15 protein-coding genes are annotated in these 17,407 nt (G+C 39.8%); 9 read left to right on the top strand and 6 right to left on the bottom strand.

Annotation, left to right across the window (positions count from 1 at the left end; genetic code table 11):
* Positions 1-85: 85 nt before the first annotated feature.
* The 3 genes from CA265_24925 to CA265_24915 all read right to left on the bottom strand — a co-directional run bounded on the left by CA265_24925 (position 86) and on the right by CA265_24915 (position 3,233).
* Positions 86-1,066, bottom strand: coding sequence for a hypothetical protein (locus tag CA265_24925; GenBank protein ID ARS42728.1), 981 nt, complete (start codon positions 1,064-1,066; stop codon positions 86-88).
* Positions 1,067-1,237: 171 nt separating this feature from the next.
* On the bottom strand, positions 1,238-1,624 hold the full coding sequence (locus CA265_24920; GenBank protein ARS42727.1) for a hypothetical protein: 387 nt from the start codon (positions 1,622-1,624) through the stop codon (positions 1,238-1,240).
* Between the two features lie 148 nt (positions 1,625-1,772).
* Positions 1,773-3,233, bottom strand: a complete 1,461-nt coding sequence (locus CA265_24915; GenBank protein ARS42726.1) for a cysteine--tRNA ligase — start codon at positions 3,231-3,233, stop codon at positions 1,773-1,775.
* A 361-nt stretch (positions 3,234-3,594) separates the two neighbouring features.
* Between CA265_24915 and CA265_24910 the strand changes: the two genes are divergently transcribed.
* The 4 genes from CA265_24910 (at position 3,595) to CA265_24895 (ending at position 6,589) form a co-directional block, all read left to right on the top strand.
* Positions 3,595-4,026, top strand: a complete 432-nt coding sequence (locus tag CA265_24910; protein ID ARS42725.1) for a GNAT family N-acetyltransferase — start codon at positions 3,595-3,597, stop codon at positions 4,024-4,026.
* Positions 4,027-4,169: 143 nt separating this feature from the next.
* On the top strand, positions 4,170-5,063 hold the full coding sequence (locus tag CA265_24905) for a lipoyl synthase (GenBank protein ARS42724.1): 894 nt from the start codon (positions 4,170-4,172) through the stop codon (positions 5,061-5,063).
* Positions 5,064-5,177: 114 nt separating this feature from the next.
* Complete coding sequence (locus CA265_24900) at positions 5,178-5,729, top strand: RNA polymerase subunit sigma-70 (protein ARS42723.1); 552 nt, start codon at positions 5,178-5,180, stop codon at positions 5,727-5,729.
* Positions 5,730-5,731: 2 nt separating this feature from the next.
* A complete protein-coding gene (locus tag CA265_24895; protein ARS42722.1) occupies positions 5,732-6,589 on the top strand; it encodes a hypothetical protein in 858 nt (285 codons plus the stop codon).
* Between the two features lie 772 nt (positions 6,590-7,361).
* Here CA265_24895 and CA265_24890 read toward each other — a convergent pair.
* Together CA265_24890 and CA265_24885 are read right to left on the bottom strand one after the other, a co-directional pair.
* Positions 7,362-8,063, bottom strand: a complete 702-nt coding sequence (locus tag CA265_24890) for a hypothetical protein (protein ID ARS42721.1) — start codon at positions 8,061-8,063, stop codon at positions 7,362-7,364.
* Between the two features lie 129 nt (positions 8,064-8,192).
* The gene (locus CA265_24885) at positions 8,193-9,662 is read right to left on the bottom strand and encodes a bifunctional ADP-dependent NAD(P)H-hydrate dehydratase/NAD(P)H-hydrate epimerase (GenBank protein ARS43121.1); all 1,470 of its coding nucleotides are present in this window, start codon (positions 9,660-9,662) and stop codon (positions 8,193-8,195) included.
* A 197-nt stretch (positions 9,663-9,859) separates the two neighbouring features.
* On the opposite strand from CA265_24885, the gene CA265_24880 reads away from it, so the two are divergent.
* On the top strand, positions 9,860-10,267 hold the full coding sequence (locus CA265_24880; protein ARS42720.1) for a hypothetical protein: 408 nt from the start codon (positions 9,860-9,862) through the stop codon (positions 10,265-10,267).
* A 49-nt stretch (positions 10,268-10,316) separates the two neighbouring features.
* Here the strand turns inward: CA265_24880 and CA265_24875 are convergent, their stop codons facing one another.
* On the bottom strand, positions 10,317-12,413 hold the full coding sequence (locus CA265_24875) for a hypothetical protein (GenBank protein ARS42719.1): 2,097 nt from the start codon (positions 12,411-12,413) through the stop codon (positions 10,317-10,319).
* A 208-nt stretch (positions 12,414-12,621) separates the two neighbouring features.
* Between CA265_24875 and CA265_24870 the strand changes: the two genes are divergently transcribed.
* The 4 genes from CA265_24870 to CA265_24855 all read left to right on the top strand — a co-directional run bounded on the left by CA265_24870 (position 12,622) and on the right by CA265_24855 (position 17,344).
* Entirely contained in the window at positions 12,622-13,935 is a 1,314-nt protein-coding gene (locus CA265_24870) for an ethanolamine permease (GenBank protein ID ARS42718.1), read from the top strand.
* Positions 13,935-15,296 (top strand): glutamine synthetase, encoded by a 1,362-nt coding sequence (locus CA265_24865; protein ARS42717.1) that lies wholly within the window; start codon positions 13,935-13,937, stop codon positions 15,294-15,296. Before CA265_24870 ends, CA265_24865 begins: the two co-directional genes overlap by 1 nt.
* Before the next feature lie 125 nt (positions 15,297-15,421).
* The gene (locus CA265_24860; GenBank protein ID ARS42716.1) at positions 15,422-16,570 is read left to right on the top strand and encodes an alcohol dehydrogenase; all 1,149 of its coding nucleotides are present in this window, start codon (positions 15,422-15,424) and stop codon (positions 16,568-16,570) included.
* Positions 16,571-16,639: 69 nt separating this feature from the next.
* Positions 16,640-17,344 (top strand): peptidase C26, encoded by a 705-nt coding sequence (locus CA265_24855; GenBank protein ARS42715.1) that lies wholly within the window; start codon positions 16,640-16,642, stop codon positions 17,342-17,344.
* The last annotated feature ends 63 nt before the right edge of the window (positions 17,345-17,407 follow it).

Raw genomic sequence — 17,407 nt, 5'->3', positions numbered from 1 at the left:
TAATTAAGATAATATGTTTGGCGAATATAAAATTTTCTTTGATCTATGGTCTTAAAAGTAATTAACAATTACACATTAAGGCTAATTATTTTTCTCTGTAAATAGTTTCTAAAACCGTTTGTCCGGTAGCCTTCAAAGTATTTTTATCAATATTGGCTAAGTTATCCAACTGTGTGTGCCAATTGATATAAAAGCCACTGTTATCACTATAATGGATAATATCAATAGAAGGAATACCGGCTTTGTTCATCCAAAAATGATCGTCCACCAATTTTCCGCTTGGAATTTTCGTAAAGTAAGAAGCATAGCCAATTTCATTGCCAATATCCCAAACCTGATTCACAATGTTTGGAGCAGCCTGACGGGAGATTTCATCCTGCGTAAACTGTGCACTACCGCCACCAACCATATCGAGGTTAATGCCATACAAAGCCTTATATCCTGACGCAATAGCTTTTTTAGCCCAGTACTGAGAGCCTAAACACCAGGTAGTTTCGTCTGGTGTTTCATCATTGGCTTTACCATAATCTTCTAAATCCCACAACACGAAATCGACACCAACACCTGGCTGTTTTTGCTGGATCTGACGAGCCATTTCCAAAATTACCGCTACCCCGCTGGCTCCATCGTTGGCGGCATCGAAAGGTTTAGCATGGTTTGCAGGATCGGTATCCTGGTCAGAAAACGGACGGGCATCCCAATGTGCCGTAATTAAAACCCTTTTCTTTTGACCTGGCTGAAAGGCAGCAACAATGTTTTTCAGCTGAAAGCTTTTCCCATCATAAGTTTGCGTTCGCTCGCCCTGGATACTTACCTCAGCACCGAACGATTTTAATTTTGCCACCAGATAAGCTGCACATTTCTGGTGTGCTTGCGTCCCTGGAATCCTTGGCCCAAAATCTACCTGTGCTTTGGTATAGGCATAAGCACTATCGGCATTAAAATCCGGAGAGGCTAAAAGCAGTGGTTTTTCCCCGCTTTCATCAGCATTTTGGTTTGTTTTATTCTGACATGCCTGAAAAGCGATTAATGCGAATAAAGGCAGTATTAAAAGTTTTTTATTCATTGTTTAATCTAACGGAAAATTGTTTGAAGTAGTGTAATGGGTTAGGTATTGGTATTCTTACTATTTCATCCCCCTTGCCCCCTTCAAAGGGGGACGAATTAATTGCTAGGAAATAGTCCATTCCCCCTTTGAAGGGGGCTGGGGGATGACCCTATGAAAAAATCTTCCCTTTCAACGAGCCCGAGTATGATCTTGCTCCCATTCTGCAATAAAATGCTGAATTGTCCTATTCACATTCTCGATATCGTTCATTACCTCATCATCTCTAAACCTCAGCACCTGAAAACCCAATGCTTTCAAAACGTTTTCACGCGCTCGATCTTTTTCAAATTGGCCTTCCCGCTCATGACTAAGTCCATCAACCTCGATAACCAACTTTAAATCCTTTGAGAAAAAATCTGCAATATAATTCGCGATCGGCCGCTGTCTTAAAAAAGAATATCCCAGCATTTTTTTATTCCTCAACAATTCGCACCACATTCTTATCTCTGCTTTGGTACTATCATTTCGATGAGCCCTGGCAAAAGTTTTTAGTTTAGGATTATAGTTGTTGTTCATAAGCGTATCTTATCCATTTTTCATCCCCCTTGCCCTTTTGAAGGGGGAATGGATCTGTACTTAAAAATAAAATTCACAAATGTATTTTCCTAGCGCTTAATTCCGTGGCCCTTTGAAGAGGCTTATAATCACCTTACTCCAGTACTAACTACGCCTTACTCCAGGTAGTACCTTCTTTACCATCCTTAAGCTGGATCCCCAACTCCTGTAAACCAATACGGATACGATCAGAGGTTGCATAATCTTTATTTGCTTTTGCTTCCGTCCTCAAATTAATTACCATGTCCAAAACGCCGTTTAAATCATTACCGCCGGCATCTTCATCTTTAAGCCCTAATATATCGAATACGAAATCGTTAATCAATTGCTTTAACTTTTCTAAAGCTTCTGCAGAGATTTTAGCCTTACCATCGTAAACAGTATTGATAATTCTTACCGCTTCAAACAATTCGGCAATTAGAATCGGACTGTTAAAATCGTCGTTCATCGCATGGATGCATTTTTCTTTCAGTGCATCGATATCAAAATCACTCTGTTCAGCAGCAGTTAATTTATCTAACAAACCAATAGCAGCCATTAAGCGGCGGAATCCTTTTTCCGAAGCATCCAAAGCTTCATTCGAGAAATCTAAAGTACTGCGGTAATGTGCCTGCAGCATGAAAAACTTAACCGTCATCGGGCTAAAGCCTTTTTTCAGTAAAGGGTGATCGCCAGTAAATAACTCTAAAGGAAGAAAACCATTTCCCGCCGATTTAGACATCCGCGTACCGTTTACCGTGAGCATATTGGTATGCATCCAGTAACGGGCAGGTTGTTTATGGCTGCAAGCCTCAGACTGTGCAATTTCGTTGGTATGGTGCGTTGCCGCCAAATCCATTCCACCACCATGAATATCAAATTCGGCTCCTAAATATTTAGCACTCATGGCCGAACATTCAATGTGCCAGCCCGGAAAGCCCATACCCCATGGCGATTGCCATTGCATCAGGGTTTCTGGTTTTGCTTTTATCCAAAGCGCAAAATCTAACCGACCATGTTTCTCATCCTGCCCACCCAGTTCGCGGGTATTGTTCAGCATATCTTCGAGATTGCGGTTGGTTAAAATGGTATAATTATATTCCTTACTATATTTTTCTACATCAAAATATACGTTGCCATCAACTTCATAACCATAACCGTTGGCTATAATTATTTTGATCATTTCGATCTGCTCAATAATATGGCCCGTAGCCGTAGGTTCGATACTTGGCGGCAGCGTGTTGAACATGCGCAATACATCATGGAAACCTAAAGTATACTTCTGTACAATTTCCATCGGCTCAAGCTGCTCTAATTTGGCACGTTTCGCAAACTTATCGTCACCCTCATCCCGGTCTCCTTCCAGATGGCCGGCATCGGTAATATTACGTACATAACGCACTTTATAACCAGCATATTTAAGGTACCTGAAAATTAAATCGAAAGAAATAAATGTGCGGCAATTCCCCAGGTGCACATCACTATAAACAGTAGGACCGCAAACATACATCCCAACATTGGGTGCATTTAAGGGTTGAAAAAGTTCTTTTTTGCGCGAAAGCGTATTATAAAGCTGTAAGCCAGTATTCATATTGCAAATGTAAGATTTAGTTAGAAAGTTAAAACGTTAAAAGTTGCAATGTTACGGTTATGATTTTTAGCTAACATTTTAAAAGGCAATTACTATCCTATAGTTTGTCATCCTGAGCCTGTCGAAAGGCCTTTAAATGATTTAATACAGTCTGTTACCAGCTTACAGTTTTCTTTAACATTTAAAAAGGTAATTGCTGCTCATCGGTTAGGGCAGCCCCTCTTTCCGCTGTAGCTTCGCCGAAGTGGGCTCAGGCTGCCGCTTCAATAGGGTTTAGGTTGGTTATTGCAGTGCTTTTGGCTTGTAAAACCTGTGCTAATTTTAAATCCTTATTTTAGCTTTACCTATCAAACATCAATAAATGGTTCAGATCAGAGAAATTTCGGAAAAAGATGCCGAAGGTGTTGCCAAACTATCTACACAATTGGGTTACGACAGTGACATCAGGCAAACGTCGGCCAGAATCAAACTCATCGCGAATAACAGCAATACCAACTGTGCATTTGTTGCTTTAATTGACGACAAAGTAGCAGGCTGGATCCACGGTTTTTATACCTTAAGAATAGAATCCGATCCGTTTGTCGAAATTGGCGGCCTGATTGTGGATGAAACCTACCGAAACTTAAAAATCGGAAAGCAACTGATTGAGCATGTTAACCTTTGGGCGAAAGCGCATCAGGTAAAAAAACTAAAGGTAAGGTGTAACACCAAACGCACCGAAAGTCATAAGTTTTACGAACGCGTTGGCTTTAAAGAAAATAAACGGCAGGTCGCATTTGAAACAGACCTTTAGACCGCTAAAAAGGGCCTGCGCCGGCTATTTAAGTTAACCACAGTTAACCGATTAACCATTTTAAACAATTAACCCATCAATTATTACAACCCTCAAACATTTCAATATTGTAACATTTCAATCCTATTCATTAACTTTGTGGCATGATTGATTTACCGGTAGTACCTGCTGTGACTGAAGTAAAACGTAAACCAGATTGGTTACGTGTTAAATTACCCGTGGGCAAAGAATATGCACAGGTTCGCAGTTTAGTCGATACACACAAGCTCCATACCATTTGCGAAAGTGGCAATTGTCCTAATATGGGCGAATGTTGGGGTGCAGGTACGGCAACATTCATGATTTTAGGAAACATCTGTACGCGCAGCTGTTCTTTCTGTGCAGTGGCAACCGGCCGCCCTTTAGCGGTTGATGTTGATGAGCCTAACCGAATTGCCGATTCGGTAAGGTTAATGGGCGTTAAACATTGTGTAATTACTTCGGTAGATCGTGATGATTTAAAAGATGGCGGCTCAATCATCTGGGCAGAAACCTTACAGGCCATCCGCAGAGAAAGCCCGATTACCACTTTAGAAACCTTAATCCCCGATTTTAAAGGTCAGTGGGATAATTTATACCGCGTATTAGAAGAAAGACCAGAAGTGGTTTCGCACAATATGGAAACGGTTAAGCGTTTAACCAAACAAGTACGCATCCAGGCTAAATACGACAGAAGTTTAGAAGCGCTAAAAAGAATTTCAGAATTTGGCCTAAGAACAAAAACAGGCATTATGCTTGGATTGGGCGAAACCGAAGAAGATATTTTCGAAGCCATGGACGATTTGGTTGCCAATGGTGTTCACATTTTAACTTTAGGACAGTACTTACAACCTACGCGCAACCACCATCCGGTTGTAGATTGGATCCACCCTGATACCTTTGCCATGTATAAAGAAGCTGGTTTAGCAAAAGGCTTGAAATATGTAGAAAGTGGTCCGCTGGTACGTTCATCTTATCATGCAGAGAAACACCTTTTCCCGATTGAGGGAATTGCATAATTCACTTATTTAAGCAGTGAATTAAAATGTTTTATTGATTTATTCCTTAACGGAATGCATTTATAAAACATTTTTTTGCTTTTACTGTTCTGTACTGTATCTTAGTAACCAATAGTGACTGCATTAAAAAAATTAACCCTAACTGAGCCTGAACTTGTTCAAGCACTGCAATCGAAAGATCCCGCGGTTCTAAAAACACTGTACAGCATGTATTCGTCAGCGCTTTATGGCGTTATTTCGCGGATTATCACACACACTGAGCTTGCTGAAGATGTACTACAAGAAACTTTTGTAAAAATTTGGCAGTCTGCTGCACACTATGACAATACCAAAGGACGTTTGTTTACGTGGATGATGAACATTGCCCGCAATTTATCAATCGATAAACTACGTTCTAAAGATTTTAAGAATTCACTCAAAAACCAAGATATAGAAAATAACGTAAGTTTCGTTGATGAACAAAACAAGGTTACGTTTAATCCTGATATCCTTGGAGTTAAGCAACTTGTAGACAACCTTAAACCGGATTTACAAGCAGTTCTTGATTTAGTTTATTACAAGGGTTTCACCCATGTGGAAGCCGCAGAAAAGTTAGATCTGCCATTAGGTACGGTGAAAACCCGGATCCGTTTGGCTATTATTGAATTGAGAAGGAATTTTAATTGAGCGTGGAAAATTTAAAAGCATATATCGAATCTGGAGTACTTGAACTGTACGTTTTAGGTGATTTATCACCTGAAGAAGCGTTGCAGGTTGAGGAAATGGCATCTCAACACCCTGAGGTAAGAGATGAAATAGCTGCTATTGAGCAAGCTATGGAACAATATGCTATGCAAAATGCTGTAGAACCATCTGCAGATGTAGAAACAAGATTATTCGAAAAGTTGGGTTTAAGTGAAGTTGGAGAGCAGGTGAATGTTCAACCCGAACCAATTTATACAGAAGAACCAAGAATTATACGTTTAGATGGAAGTGATGCCAAAGTAAGAACTTTGCGTTACGCCTTAGTTGCCTGTATAGCTTTATTGGTAGTTAGTACCGCGGCATTGTTTATTACCTACAACAAGTTAAATGCCGCACATGATCAAATTGCGAGTTTGAATCTGGATAAACAAAAATTTGCTGGCGTAGTGAGCAAGTTAGAGTTTGAAAACCAGGGCCTAGGTAATATGGCTGCAATGGCCGATAGTAAAGAATGGGCAACCATCAGAATGGCTGGTCAGGCTTTTAGCCCAACCTCGAAAATGAAAGTTTACTGGAACAAGAAAGATAAAAGTGTGCTGATTAACTACGTGGCCATGGATTTACCAAAAACCGATGCAGCACATCAATATCAGCTTTGGGCTTTGGTAAATGGAAAACCGGTAAGTTTAGGCGTATTTGGCAAAACTGATTCGACCAATAACGAGGCATTGGTAAAAATGCAGGCCATTCAGGAAGCACAGGCATTTGCAGTTACGATAGAGCCTATGGGCGGAAGTGTTAATCCAACAATGGATAAACTTACCGTAATGGGTGGTGTTTAAGTAGAAATTATTTAATCAAAATATTAAATCCTGACATTGAGAAATGCTGGGATTTTTTTTTTGCAAGCAGTACACCGTCATTCCCGCGCAGGCGGGAATCTTAAAGCCTATTGCATTACGATTCCCAATCAAGTTGGGAATGACGATGCTACTATATTAAGATTTCGCCGCATACTTTACTTCCACATACGACCGCACCAAAACCGATTGCCGCTTGCAAATAAGAGGATAGCCTTTAAGGCAATTGCCTAAATGCTTCTGCAATTGCTTTCCAGAAAAATAACTAGTTATCCAGGTTATTTAAGCTTAATCTGAAAACGAGCGTTCCAGGCTCTGTAGGTACTGCAGTCCCGTTATACACTCCAATCTTTTTATTGCAAATTCAATACGTCAGGCTATATGTTTAGTCTAATCCATTTTAAGCAATAAAAAGGATTTCCGTTACTACCGCCTGCCTGCTGCAGGCAGGGGTTTAGGAACAATGGGCTGTGGATTTTGGCCTTTAGAATGCCCTTTGTAGGCAATAGTTTTACGCCCTGCAGCCCATAATAGCATGAATGGCCGCGCCATTTAAACCTGACAATAGCGAACATCCCGACGTAAAGTCGGGATAAAGCGGATGGCAGGACTATCGTTGCCTAAATGCTTCTGGACGTGCTTTCCAAAAAAGCGAATAAATATTCTTTGAAAGAAGCACAATATATGATTAACACATGCAGAGAGACCTTATCACAAAGATCTCTCCACTGCAGTCGAGATGACGATTCGGCGATTAAGATTTCGCGGCGTACTTCACTTCTTCGTAAGGTTGTACCAATACCCATCCCTCACCAAAAAACTCTAATTGGAAAGATTCGCCACTGCCTCTTCCGATAAAAGAACCAAAAGTTAAATTGGTTTTAATGTTTGGCGTTAAGTTTTCAGACCAGGCCACCGTAGCATTAGGATCGGTATACACGGGTTGATTACCCGTAACCCTTAGCAAAATAGGTTCGCCATGGGTGGTAATGGCAATATAACCGCTGCCCGATAATTTAACCTGAAATAAACCACCGCTCATCATACCTGCAATGCTTTTGAGCATTTTTATTTCGTTTTTGATATTCTCTTCTAAAGCCAGCACATCATTACCGTTTACAAAAACGGCTTCATTTTGGAGCTTGATGATCTTTACTTTTTTGCCTTCATCGGCCAGATATAGTTTGCCTGTACCTGTGGCGTGCATCAGCGAAGTCCCTTCACCAGATATGGCTTTTTTTAATAAACCGCCTAAACCTTTGCTCAATAGTCCTTCTCTTTTAAAGTCTATATTTCCAATGTAAGCCACCATCGAACCCGCTTTAGCCAATATTTTTTGATTTTTTAGATTTACCTCCAGCATGGCGGGTTTTTCTAATTCGAAAAAATCGTTTTCATTTGGGTTTTCTGCCGATTCCTGAATTAATTCATTCAGCGTATACTCTTTTTGTGCCATAATAATTAGTTTTCCGTTTTTAAGATATCTGTTATTTTAAATTCCTTTAAGCTATAAATTATAAACTAGAAGCATAGTAGATTATTTCCGCTTTTTTTTCCACAATTGTGGTTAACTACACGGCAAAAACTATTTGGAAATGAGCAATTTAATCTCTTTTGACACCCTCTCAGCAACCTGTGAGGCCGTAACTACAAAGTGTTCGTGCGCTAAATAATCGCCTGTTTTTCCATGAATGTAGCAAGCTAAAACAGCAGCATCTGTGGCCGAATATTGCTGCGCAATAAAGCCTGCAATAATACCAGTAAGAATATCGCCCATTCCCCCTTGCGCCATTGCTGGATTACCAGTGGGATTGATGAGCACCTTACCTGTTGGCAAGCAAATAAAAGTATATTGATTTTTAAGCACGATCACCATCTTAAGCTTTTGGGCTTGTTCTTTAGCTGTTTGCACCCTGTCCCACCAGCTGTCGTGCTCACCGAATAAGCGATCGAACTCTTTCATGTGTGGGGTAATAATGGTATTTGCGGCTAGCTTATCGATGAGATCAGGCCGTTCGCCCAAAATATTTACAGCATCTGCATCAATGATCATGGCCTGGTTGGCCAAAATCAGGCTTTCGAGCAGTTTTTCATTTTCAGGCCCGGTAGCTAAACCCGGACCAATAGCGATTGCCTGATATTTCTTTGGGTTTTCTATTCTCGTGTATTCATCTCTTGGCAGCGCCATTACTTCTGGCAAGGAGGTATTTAAAGCGATTAATCCACTTGATGGGATACAGGCCGTAGTTAATCCGGCACCCGCATGCAAACAGGCCATCGAAGAAAGCAAAGCCGCACCCATGGTATTGGTATTTCCTGCGATAATTAGTGCGTGGCCATAGGTGCCTTTATGGCTAAACAATTTTCGGGGCTGCAGGATGTTTTCGATATCACTTTCTTCCACCAAATAAAAGTCGGAATCCTGTTTTTGGATAAAAGCCTCATCCAGATCAATATCAACCACCTCATATTTTTCAGTTGCCAGGGCCGACTCAGGGAAGAAAAAACTAATCTTCGGCCGTTGGAAACAAATTGTTTTATAGGCTTTTATACCATTGTAATGTTTAGGCAGCTTACCTTCGGCAAAAAAACCGGTGGGTACATCAACTGCATATACTTTTTTATTCAACTTGTTAATGGCCTGCACCAGCTGTTCAAATTCTCCGCTTAAAGGTTTATTTAAACCAGATCCTAAAATGGCGTCGATAATTAAATCGGCTTTCAGATTCTTTAGATCGGAAGCCTGGTTAATGATTGTTTTTTTGCAGCGTGTTTCCTCAATCCGTTGCAGGTTGATGGCAAAATCGTCGCTTTGTTTTTTACTGAAATTGATGATGTAAACTTTTATATTTTCATATCCATTAGCAATAAGCAAGTGGGCAATGGCCAGTCCATCTCCACCATTATTTCCCTTGCCACAAAAAATGGCAACACTTTTATTAGTATCGAATTCGTTTCTTAAAAAATGCTGAACAAAAGCACGTGCAGCCTTTTCCATCAGATCGATGGATGCAATGGGTTTATTGGCAATGGTAAACTGATCGGCACTGCGCATTTGGGCAGAGGTAAGCAATGTTCGCATATAACTAAGATAAGATTATACAGCTACAATGCAAAAGACCTGGATTTTGTTTGGTTCATTACACGCTAAGGTGTTCGTTTTCCAAAATAATTTAAAATACTATCTTTTAATTTTTATACCTTTTGCCAATCTTTAGCGTTGTCTATTGAATTAAATTAAATCTCAAAACAATGAATCAAAAACCATCGAATGCATTCGTGGCTGCTGCCTGGCTTGCATTAGGTATCGGAATGATCGGCTTTATTGTAGGCTTGTGGCGTTCTGATATGCTTCTCAATGAAAAAGGATATTATTTTACCGTATTGATGTTTGGCCTTTTTGCCGTAATCTCTTTACAAAAAGCTGTTCGCGATAAATTGGAAGGAATTCCGGTTACTGAAATTTATTATGGCATCAGTTGGTTTTCTACCTTATTAACCATCACCTTACTGGTAATTGGTTTGTGGAATGCTACGCTGCTGCCCAGCGAAAAAGGATTTTATGCCTTTGCCTTTTTACTCTCGCTGTTTGGCGCCATTACGGTGCAGAAGAATACGAGAGACAGCCAGATTGCGAATAAGAACCGCGATTCGGAATAAGCATTTAAGCCAGTAAAATTAATTACTGGCTTTTTTATTTAAGCATAGATTAACCCACAAGTAGCTTATCAGTTTTGCTCAGATTCATATTTTCTAATTCGACCTGAAAATCAAGCAATTTCTTTTTTGATTTAAAATTTGTAACGTTAATAATCTTTGCAAATAACTGGATCGATTCAAAAAGTTCGTCTACCTGGAAATTAAAATAGCTGCCGCCTGCAAAATACTTATAATCTGAGGCCATAAATTTTTCAATCAGTTCTTTCTCTTCCACAGAGATCTGTTCATCATATAAAGGGTTTGTCAGTAACTTTAAAAATTCTTCTTTAAAGATTATTTCTTCATCCTTAACCAGGTACATCTGTTGTTCAATGGTTTCAACCGCTGTGCGCATATGCATAAAGGAAGTAACCTGACTGATTTTATTATGGCATTTAGTCTGACTTTCTAAAAGTGAATGAATGGTTTTGTAATGACCGTAAAAATTTACAAATTCCTCATTTCGTCCTTGCTCGTAGGCAAGGCATAAATAATATTCAAAAATCCGTTGATCTAATTTTTTCAACTGATCATCCAATTCTTTAGATTCACTTTCTAAACGTTTAATCAACTCCGAACAATCCTCTCGTGTGTACCTTTTTCCGTCATAATCAAAGGTTTTAACTTCAAAAGTCTTATCCTCGATCTGTTTTAGTATATTTAAATCGTCGTTAATACCATCCTGAAGATATATCAAACTTAAATTTTCATCACTAAAAAAATCACTGGCCTGTACCTGAATGGAGAATTCCGGTTTTTCAAAGGCATCTGAATCCAGCTCATTTAGCGGGTTTCTGAAATCAAAATAGCCATTGTATAACTGATGAAAAGCATTTTCCCGCTGATTTTCAAAAAAATCTTCTTCAAACTTGCCTGCGTCTGAAACTATAGGAGAATCACCATAATCTATTGCATCGAAGAGTTTTTTTGTGACCTCTTCAAGAACCGCATCTTTATTCACCAATAAATCTATTGCTATACCGGCCCCATAACTCTTCAACGGGAAATTCAATTGTCGGAGATGTGCTACCCGATCTGCGGTACTTGGATGTGAAGACCATTGATCTTTCAGAACGAGTTTACTTTTGTTGAATTTGTTGTAATGTTCATCTGATACAATTGGAAGATTGTGTTCTGTTTTGATATGTTGAAGACCGGCATAAAAATCCATTACAAATTTTTGCTGCGGAAAAATGTTATTGGTTTTTTCCTTATCCTTTATTTTATCGTTATAATAATTAAACACGTTGTTTAAAGAATGGTCGGCGAGGTGTAAGCGGTGAAGAGCTGTAATTAAAGCATCAGAGCCAGCAACACTTGCAGCCACTGTATCCGCATGGAATTCCATTTCTCTGGAGAGTGCCAAATGATTCAGGTTAACAACATCATAAATCTTCTTTAGGATGAACTGGATTCCACTAATTATCTTACCAGCTAAAACAACAAAAATGGCGAAGTAATTGCTTATACCCGCTAACTTTTGTGCAAAATTACCATAACCTTCGTTTTCGTAGAGTGTATTGTAGATTACTTGATTAACATTGTACACATAACTCCCGGTACGCATACTTTTTTGTGAAAAATGACCAAACTCATGCGCAAGAATCGCCTTTAGCTCATCAATTGATATGGTATTCATAAGTCCTAAGCCAATATGCAGGTTTTTTCTTACCGGAAGAAACATGCTCCAGAAACTGGAATCATAGAATACAGATGCATTAACTTCAGAAGAAAAGTAAACCTTTTTAGGAAAATCAGTACCTACTTCAGCCACAATTTCATCAATCATTTTAAAAAGCTCAGGCTGTTCTGCTTTTGTAACCTGCGTTAAATGAGAACGGTCTATTTTGTTAATCTTGAATATAAACTTTACCAGGAAAATTAAAATTAACACACCAAAGCAGATCAAGCCGCCACCCAGCATAATCGTAAGAAACATTGGTTTGGCTGCAATTAGCATAAGGCCTGCAATTGCAGAAAGTACCGTTAAACCAACGGCTGCAGAAACTAATATAAGGTAGGTTAATACAAATAGCCAAATAGCCTGTACAGACTTGGCCGCCATCTTTTTAAAATTTGCAGATGGCTGGAGAGCGTTTTCGTGCATAAAAATATTGTTTGGTTACGCAATATAACAAAACTGGTAAACGGTTAAAAGCGCTGCAAAAAAAATAACAATAAATTATTGCAGCAATTGCCAGTGGTAGTGAAATGATTCGAAAATAATTACTACTTTAAACACCAGATACCGAGGCTAATAGTTTATCATTTTCGAGCAATTAATATAAACCTATTTTAATCTTATCATCCTGTCAATGGAACAAAAAGATAGCTTAAAGAAAACCCTTACGCCCTTTATGCTGTGGGGGCTTGGTGTAGGATATGTGATTTCGGGGATGTATTTCGGTTGGAACTTAGGTCTTGAAAAAGGCGGCACACTGGGTATGGCCATCGCTACGGTTGCCATTATGGTAATGTATGTTACTTTTAGTTTCAGCTATGCCGAACTCGCCTGTGCAATACCAAAAGCCGGTGGTGTTTTCGATTATGCCAATACCGCCCTGGGTAAAAACATCGGTTTTATTGCAGGTATTGCCCAAATGGTCGAATTTATATTTGCGCCACCTGCCATTGCCTTTGCCATTGGTGCTTATTTTAATGCTTTCTTTCCACAGGTCCCCATTCTTACCAGTGCAATTGCGGTCTACTTTATCTTTACTGCCCTAAATGTATATGGCGTAAAAGCTGCTGCTTCGTTCGAAGTGATTATTACCGTTTTGGCCGTTGGCGAACTGCTTTTGTTCTCTGGAATTACCCTACCTAAATTTCATGCAGAAAACCTGATCCACAATAATTTCCCAAATGGCTGGAGTGGTGTTTTTGCCGCTATTCCATTTGCCATCTGGTTTTTTCTGGGTATAGAAGGCGTTGCAAATGTAGCTGAAGAAACCAAAAATCCGCAGCGCGATATCAGTAAAGGTTTTGGCTGGGGCATATTTACGTTGGTTGTTTTATGTGTGCTTGTTTTTATTTCCACCATTGGTATTGGCGGCTGGGAAGCCATTGTATATAAAAATGGTAAATCGGGCGAAACCTCTGATTCGCCTCTACCGCTTGCACTTTCGATGATCACAGGCGATAATCACCTGATGTATCACTTACTGATTACCGTGGGCTTATTTGGCTTGGTGGCCTCCTTCCATGGCTTGGTTTTGTCTGCAGGACGCTCTACTTACGAGATGGGACGGGTGAAAAGCATTCCAGCTATTTTAGGTAAAATCTCACCAAAATTTCAAACCCCTGCAAATGCATTAATTGGCAATATGGTAATTGGTATCATTGCGCTTTTATCAGGTAAAACTGCAGAAATTATTATCATTTCTGTTTTTGGCGCATTAACCTTATACATCATTTCCATGATTTCGGTTATGGTACTGCGGAAAAATAAACCTGAAATGGCAAGACCTTTCAAAACCCCTGTTTATCCGTTGTTTCCCATCATTGCCCTGATTATTTCATGCGTTTCTTTCATCGCAATGCTGATTTATAATCTTAAATTAGGTTTAATTTATTCGGGCATTGTTTTAGGCATATTTCTTCTATACAAAATCTTTAAAAAGGCAGATTAATGAGTACGAGCAAAGAAATTCTGGATTACGTTAAAAATCATCCCTCTGGAAAAGTAAAATTAGCGGTTGCCGATATCGACGGTATTTTAAGGGGAAAATATGTAGCTGCCGAAAAATTTGCATCACTGGTTGAAGGCCGCCTGGGTTTTTGTGACGTTACCTTTGGTTGGGATGCGGGTGATGTGGCTTACGAAAACGGAAAATATACAGGCTGGCATACTGGCTATCCCGATGCACAGGTTAAAATCGACCTGACTACCTTCCGAAAAATTCCCTGGGAAAATGAGGTACCCTTCTTTTTGGGCGATTTTATTAACGATCAGGATCAGCCAAATGCTGTATGTCCGAGGCAGTTGCTAAAAAAAGTGATTACCGAATGTGAAAACGAAGGCTTCTCTCCATTATTTGCACAGGAGTTTGAATGGTTTAATTTTTCGGAAACACCAGAAAGCATCCACGAGAAAGGTTTTGCCAATTTAAAACCTTTAAGTCCGGGTATGTTTGGCTATTCCATTTTAAGAAGCACCTACCGAAATGAGTTTATGAGCGATCTGTTCGATCTGCTGAACAAATTCGATATCCCGATTGAAGGTTTACATACTGAAACCGGACCGGGGGTTTACGAAGCAGCCATCAAATATGCTCCGGCTTTACAAGCTGCCGATCAGGCGATATTATTTAAAACCGCCGTAAAAGAAATCGCTTATAAACATGGTATCCTCGCCACATTTATGGCTAAAATAAGCGAAAATTTACCAGGATGTAGTGGTCATGTGCATCAAAGCTTGTGGGATGCGGACAAAAAAACCAACTTATTCTACGATGAAAAAGATGCAGCTCAAATGAGCGATACAATGAAAAGTTATATCGCTGGTCAGCTGCACTGTCTCCCATACCTGTTACCTATGATTGCCCCTACCATAAACAGTTACAAACGTTTAGTTGAAGGTGCATGGGCACCCACTACAGTAACCTGGGGAATTGATAACCGCACAACCGCCTTACGCGCACTACCGGGGAGCAAAAAGGCTTCTCGTTTAGAAACCCGGATTGTGGGTTCAGATACCAATCCATATCTGGCGCTCTCGGCTTGTTTAGCTGCCGGAATGTTTGGCGTTAAAAACAAACTTAAATTGAACCAAGCCGCCACGAAGGGAAATGGATATACAGATCTATCGAATGGCGTGTTATCGCGAAATTTATTCGAGGCGACACAAAAGATGAAAAATTCTGACTTAGCCGCAACATTATTGGGCAAAGATTTCGTTGATCATTTTACCATGACCCGCGAATGGGAATGTAAACAATATGCCAAAGTGGTAACCGATTGGGAGCTGAAAAGGTATTTAGAGATTATTTAGTAGAACCGTCATGCTGAACATTAATAGTCGTCATTCTGAACTTGGTTCAGAATCTTTTGCAGAATAGATGCTGAAATAAATTCAGCATGACGTAAACTTGAGAAACAAAAGATAAATTAATTGTCATGATATTTGATAAAATCCATCAGTTTAATTTCCCTACAACCATCCGTTTTGGTGCAGGGGCGGTAAAAGAATTGCCGGCCTATTTAAGCGAGCACAATTTAAAGGCGCCATTAATTGTTACCGACCCTACCATCGCACAACTTCCGTTTTTCAAAAGAATTGCTGAAGATTTAAAGGCAAAGGGTATTGCTGTAGAAGTTTTTAGCGACATCCACAAAAACCCCGTAAAGAGCGATGTTTACAAAGGAACCGAAGTTTGGGATGCCACCAACCGCGATAGTATTATTGGGATTGGCGGTGGTGCTGCTTTAGATGTTGCCCGCGCAATTGTACTCCGCGTTAACCACCGCGAAGACTTATTCAAATATGATGATTTAATTGGTGGCGATATTTATGTAACGAACGATGTTCCACATTTCATCACCATCCCAACCACGTCGGGTACCGGAAGCGAGGTAGGCCGCAGTGCCATTATTGCCGATGATGAAACCCATCAGAAAAAAATCCTGTTCTCGCCAAAATTAATGGCGCAGATTGTATTTGCAGACCCAGAGTTAACCATGGATTTACCGCCCTTTATCACTGCCGCAACAGGTATGGATGCGCTGACGCATAACATGGAAGCTTATCTGGCCAAAAATTTCCACCCCATGTGTGATGGAATCGCACTGGAGGGCATTTCATTGATCAAAGATGCTTTGGAACGGGCAACCAACAATCCTGATTTAGAGAGCCGCAGTAAAATGTTAATGGCTTCGATGATGGGCGCCATCGCCTTTCAAAAAGGTTTGGGCGTAGTGCATTCACTGGCGCATCCGCTTTCGTCATTGTTAGATACCCATCATGGTTTGGCCAATGCAGTGAATATTCCTTATGGCATGCAGTTTAATATTGCAGGTTTTGAAGACCGTTTTAAAAAAATTGCCCGAACGTTAGACCTTAAAGATGAAAATGGCGAAGCTGTTGTAAAATATCTGTTCGATTTAAACACAAAGGTGAATATTCCGCATAAATTGAGTGATATTGGCGTTAAAAATGAACACATCGAAACACTTGCCGATTTAGCCTTTGCAGATTTTGCACATCCGAACAATCCTAAACCGGTAAGCAGGGCAGATTTTAAACAATTGTATTTAACTGCACTATAGATCAGGATTAAAAGAATCGGTGTAATCATTCCGAAGGAAAAAGAAGATAAATCAGTGTAATTAATTAATATGTCTGATAAAATAATAATTGGAGTTAGTGACTGTAGCAAATTCGACATCTATCGCGATTGGGTTTTGTCTTACAACAAAAGTGTGGAGGTAATCCAGCTCGGGTACAAGCTCAACAATTTCGAAGAAATCAAAAAATGTGATGGCATTGTTTTAACCGGTGGTGAAGACGTTCACCCCCGCTTTTACAACCATCCCGAATATTATCCTTACTGTTATGAGGATGATATTGATGAGAAACGTGATGAGTTTGAATTTAAGGTTCTAACCTATACTGAAGCCCATTCTGTTCCCGTTTTGGGCATTTGCCGCGGTATGCAGGTAGGCAATGTATTTTTTGGAGGGACTTTGATCCCTGATATTCCAACCTGGGGAAAATTTGATCATTCCAAAATGCACGATAAATCAGACCGCTATCATGAAATTATGGTCAATCCTTCCTCGTGGCTAAACCAGATCGTAAATACCGATAAAGGCTTAGTAAACAGTAACCACCACCAAAGTACTGATAAAACAGGGAAAGGCCTGGTGGTGAGTGCAATCTCGCCAGATGGTGTTACTGAAGCCATGGAGCGGATAGAGCCCGAAGGAAAATCATTTTTGTTATTTGTACAATGGCATCCCGAAAGGTTAAAAAACCAGCAGGGCCCTTTTAGCAAAAACATACACGATGCATTTATAAATTCAATTAGGATTAACGGATGATTGGATTTCAAGATCCAAAACAAATAAATTAAAGTTAATTCTGTGTAATCACTTTAATCTGCA

The organism is Sphingobacteriaceae bacterium GW460-11-11-14-LB5 (genome assembly GCA_002151545.1).
GTDB lineage: Bacteria > Bacteroidota > Bacteroidia > Sphingobacteriales > Sphingobacteriaceae > Pedobacter.
The sequence above is the reverse complement of the archived record's forward strand: the minus strand, read 5'-3'. Positions and strand labels throughout refer to the sequence as shown.

What these genes read in the sequence shown, in the direction of transcription:
- CA265_24880 (ARS42720.1), top strand. Translation starts at nt 9,860, where the DNA reads ATGAATCAAAAACCATCGAATGCATTCGTGGCTGCTGCCTGGCTTGCA.
- CA265_24925 (ARS42728.1), bottom strand. Translation starts at nt 1,066, where the DNA reads ATGAATAAAAAACTTTTAATACTGCCTTTATTCGCATTAATCGCTTTT.
- CA265_24865 (ARS42717.1), top strand. Translation starts at nt 13,935, where the DNA reads ATGAGTACGAGCAAAGAAATTCTGGATTACGTTAAAAATCATCCCTCT.
- CA265_24870 (ARS42718.1), top strand. Translation starts at nt 12,622, where the DNA reads ATGGAACAAAAAGATAGCTTAAAGAAAACCCTTACGCCCTTTATGCTG.
- CA265_24905 (ARS42724.1), top strand. Translation starts at nt 4,170, where the DNA reads ATGATTGATTTACCGGTAGTACCTGCTGTGACTGAAGTAAAACGTAAA.
- CA265_24855 (ARS42715.1), top strand. Translation starts at nt 16,640, where the DNA reads ATGTCTGATAAAATAATAATTGGAGTTAGTGACTGTAGCAAATTCGAC.
- CA265_24885 (ARS43121.1), bottom strand. Translation starts at nt 9,662, where the DNA reads ATGCGCAGTGCCGATCAGTTTACCATTGCCAATAAACCCATTGCATCC.
- CA265_24915 (ARS42726.1), bottom strand. Translation starts at nt 3,233, where the DNA reads ATGAATACTGGCTTACAGCTTTATAATACGCTTTCGCGCAAAAAAGAA.
- CA265_24910 (ARS42725.1), top strand. Translation starts at nt 3,595, where the DNA reads ATGGTTCAGATCAGAGAAATTTCGGAAAAAGATGCCGAAGGTGTTGCC.
- CA265_24920 (ARS42727.1), bottom strand. Translation starts at nt 1,624, where the DNA reads ATGAACAACAACTATAATCCTAAACTAAAAACTTTTGCCAGGGCTCAT.
- CA265_24860 (ARS42716.1), top strand. Translation starts at nt 15,422, where the DNA reads ATGATATTTGATAAAATCCATCAGTTTAATTTCCCTACAACCATCCGT.
- CA265_24890 (ARS42721.1), bottom strand. Translation starts at nt 8,063, where the DNA reads ATGGCACAAAAAGAGTATACGCTGAATGAATTAATTCAGGAATCGGCA.
- CA265_24875 (ARS42719.1), bottom strand. Translation starts at nt 12,413, where the DNA reads ATGCACGAAAACGCTCTCCAGCCATCTGCAAATTTTAAAAAGATGGCG.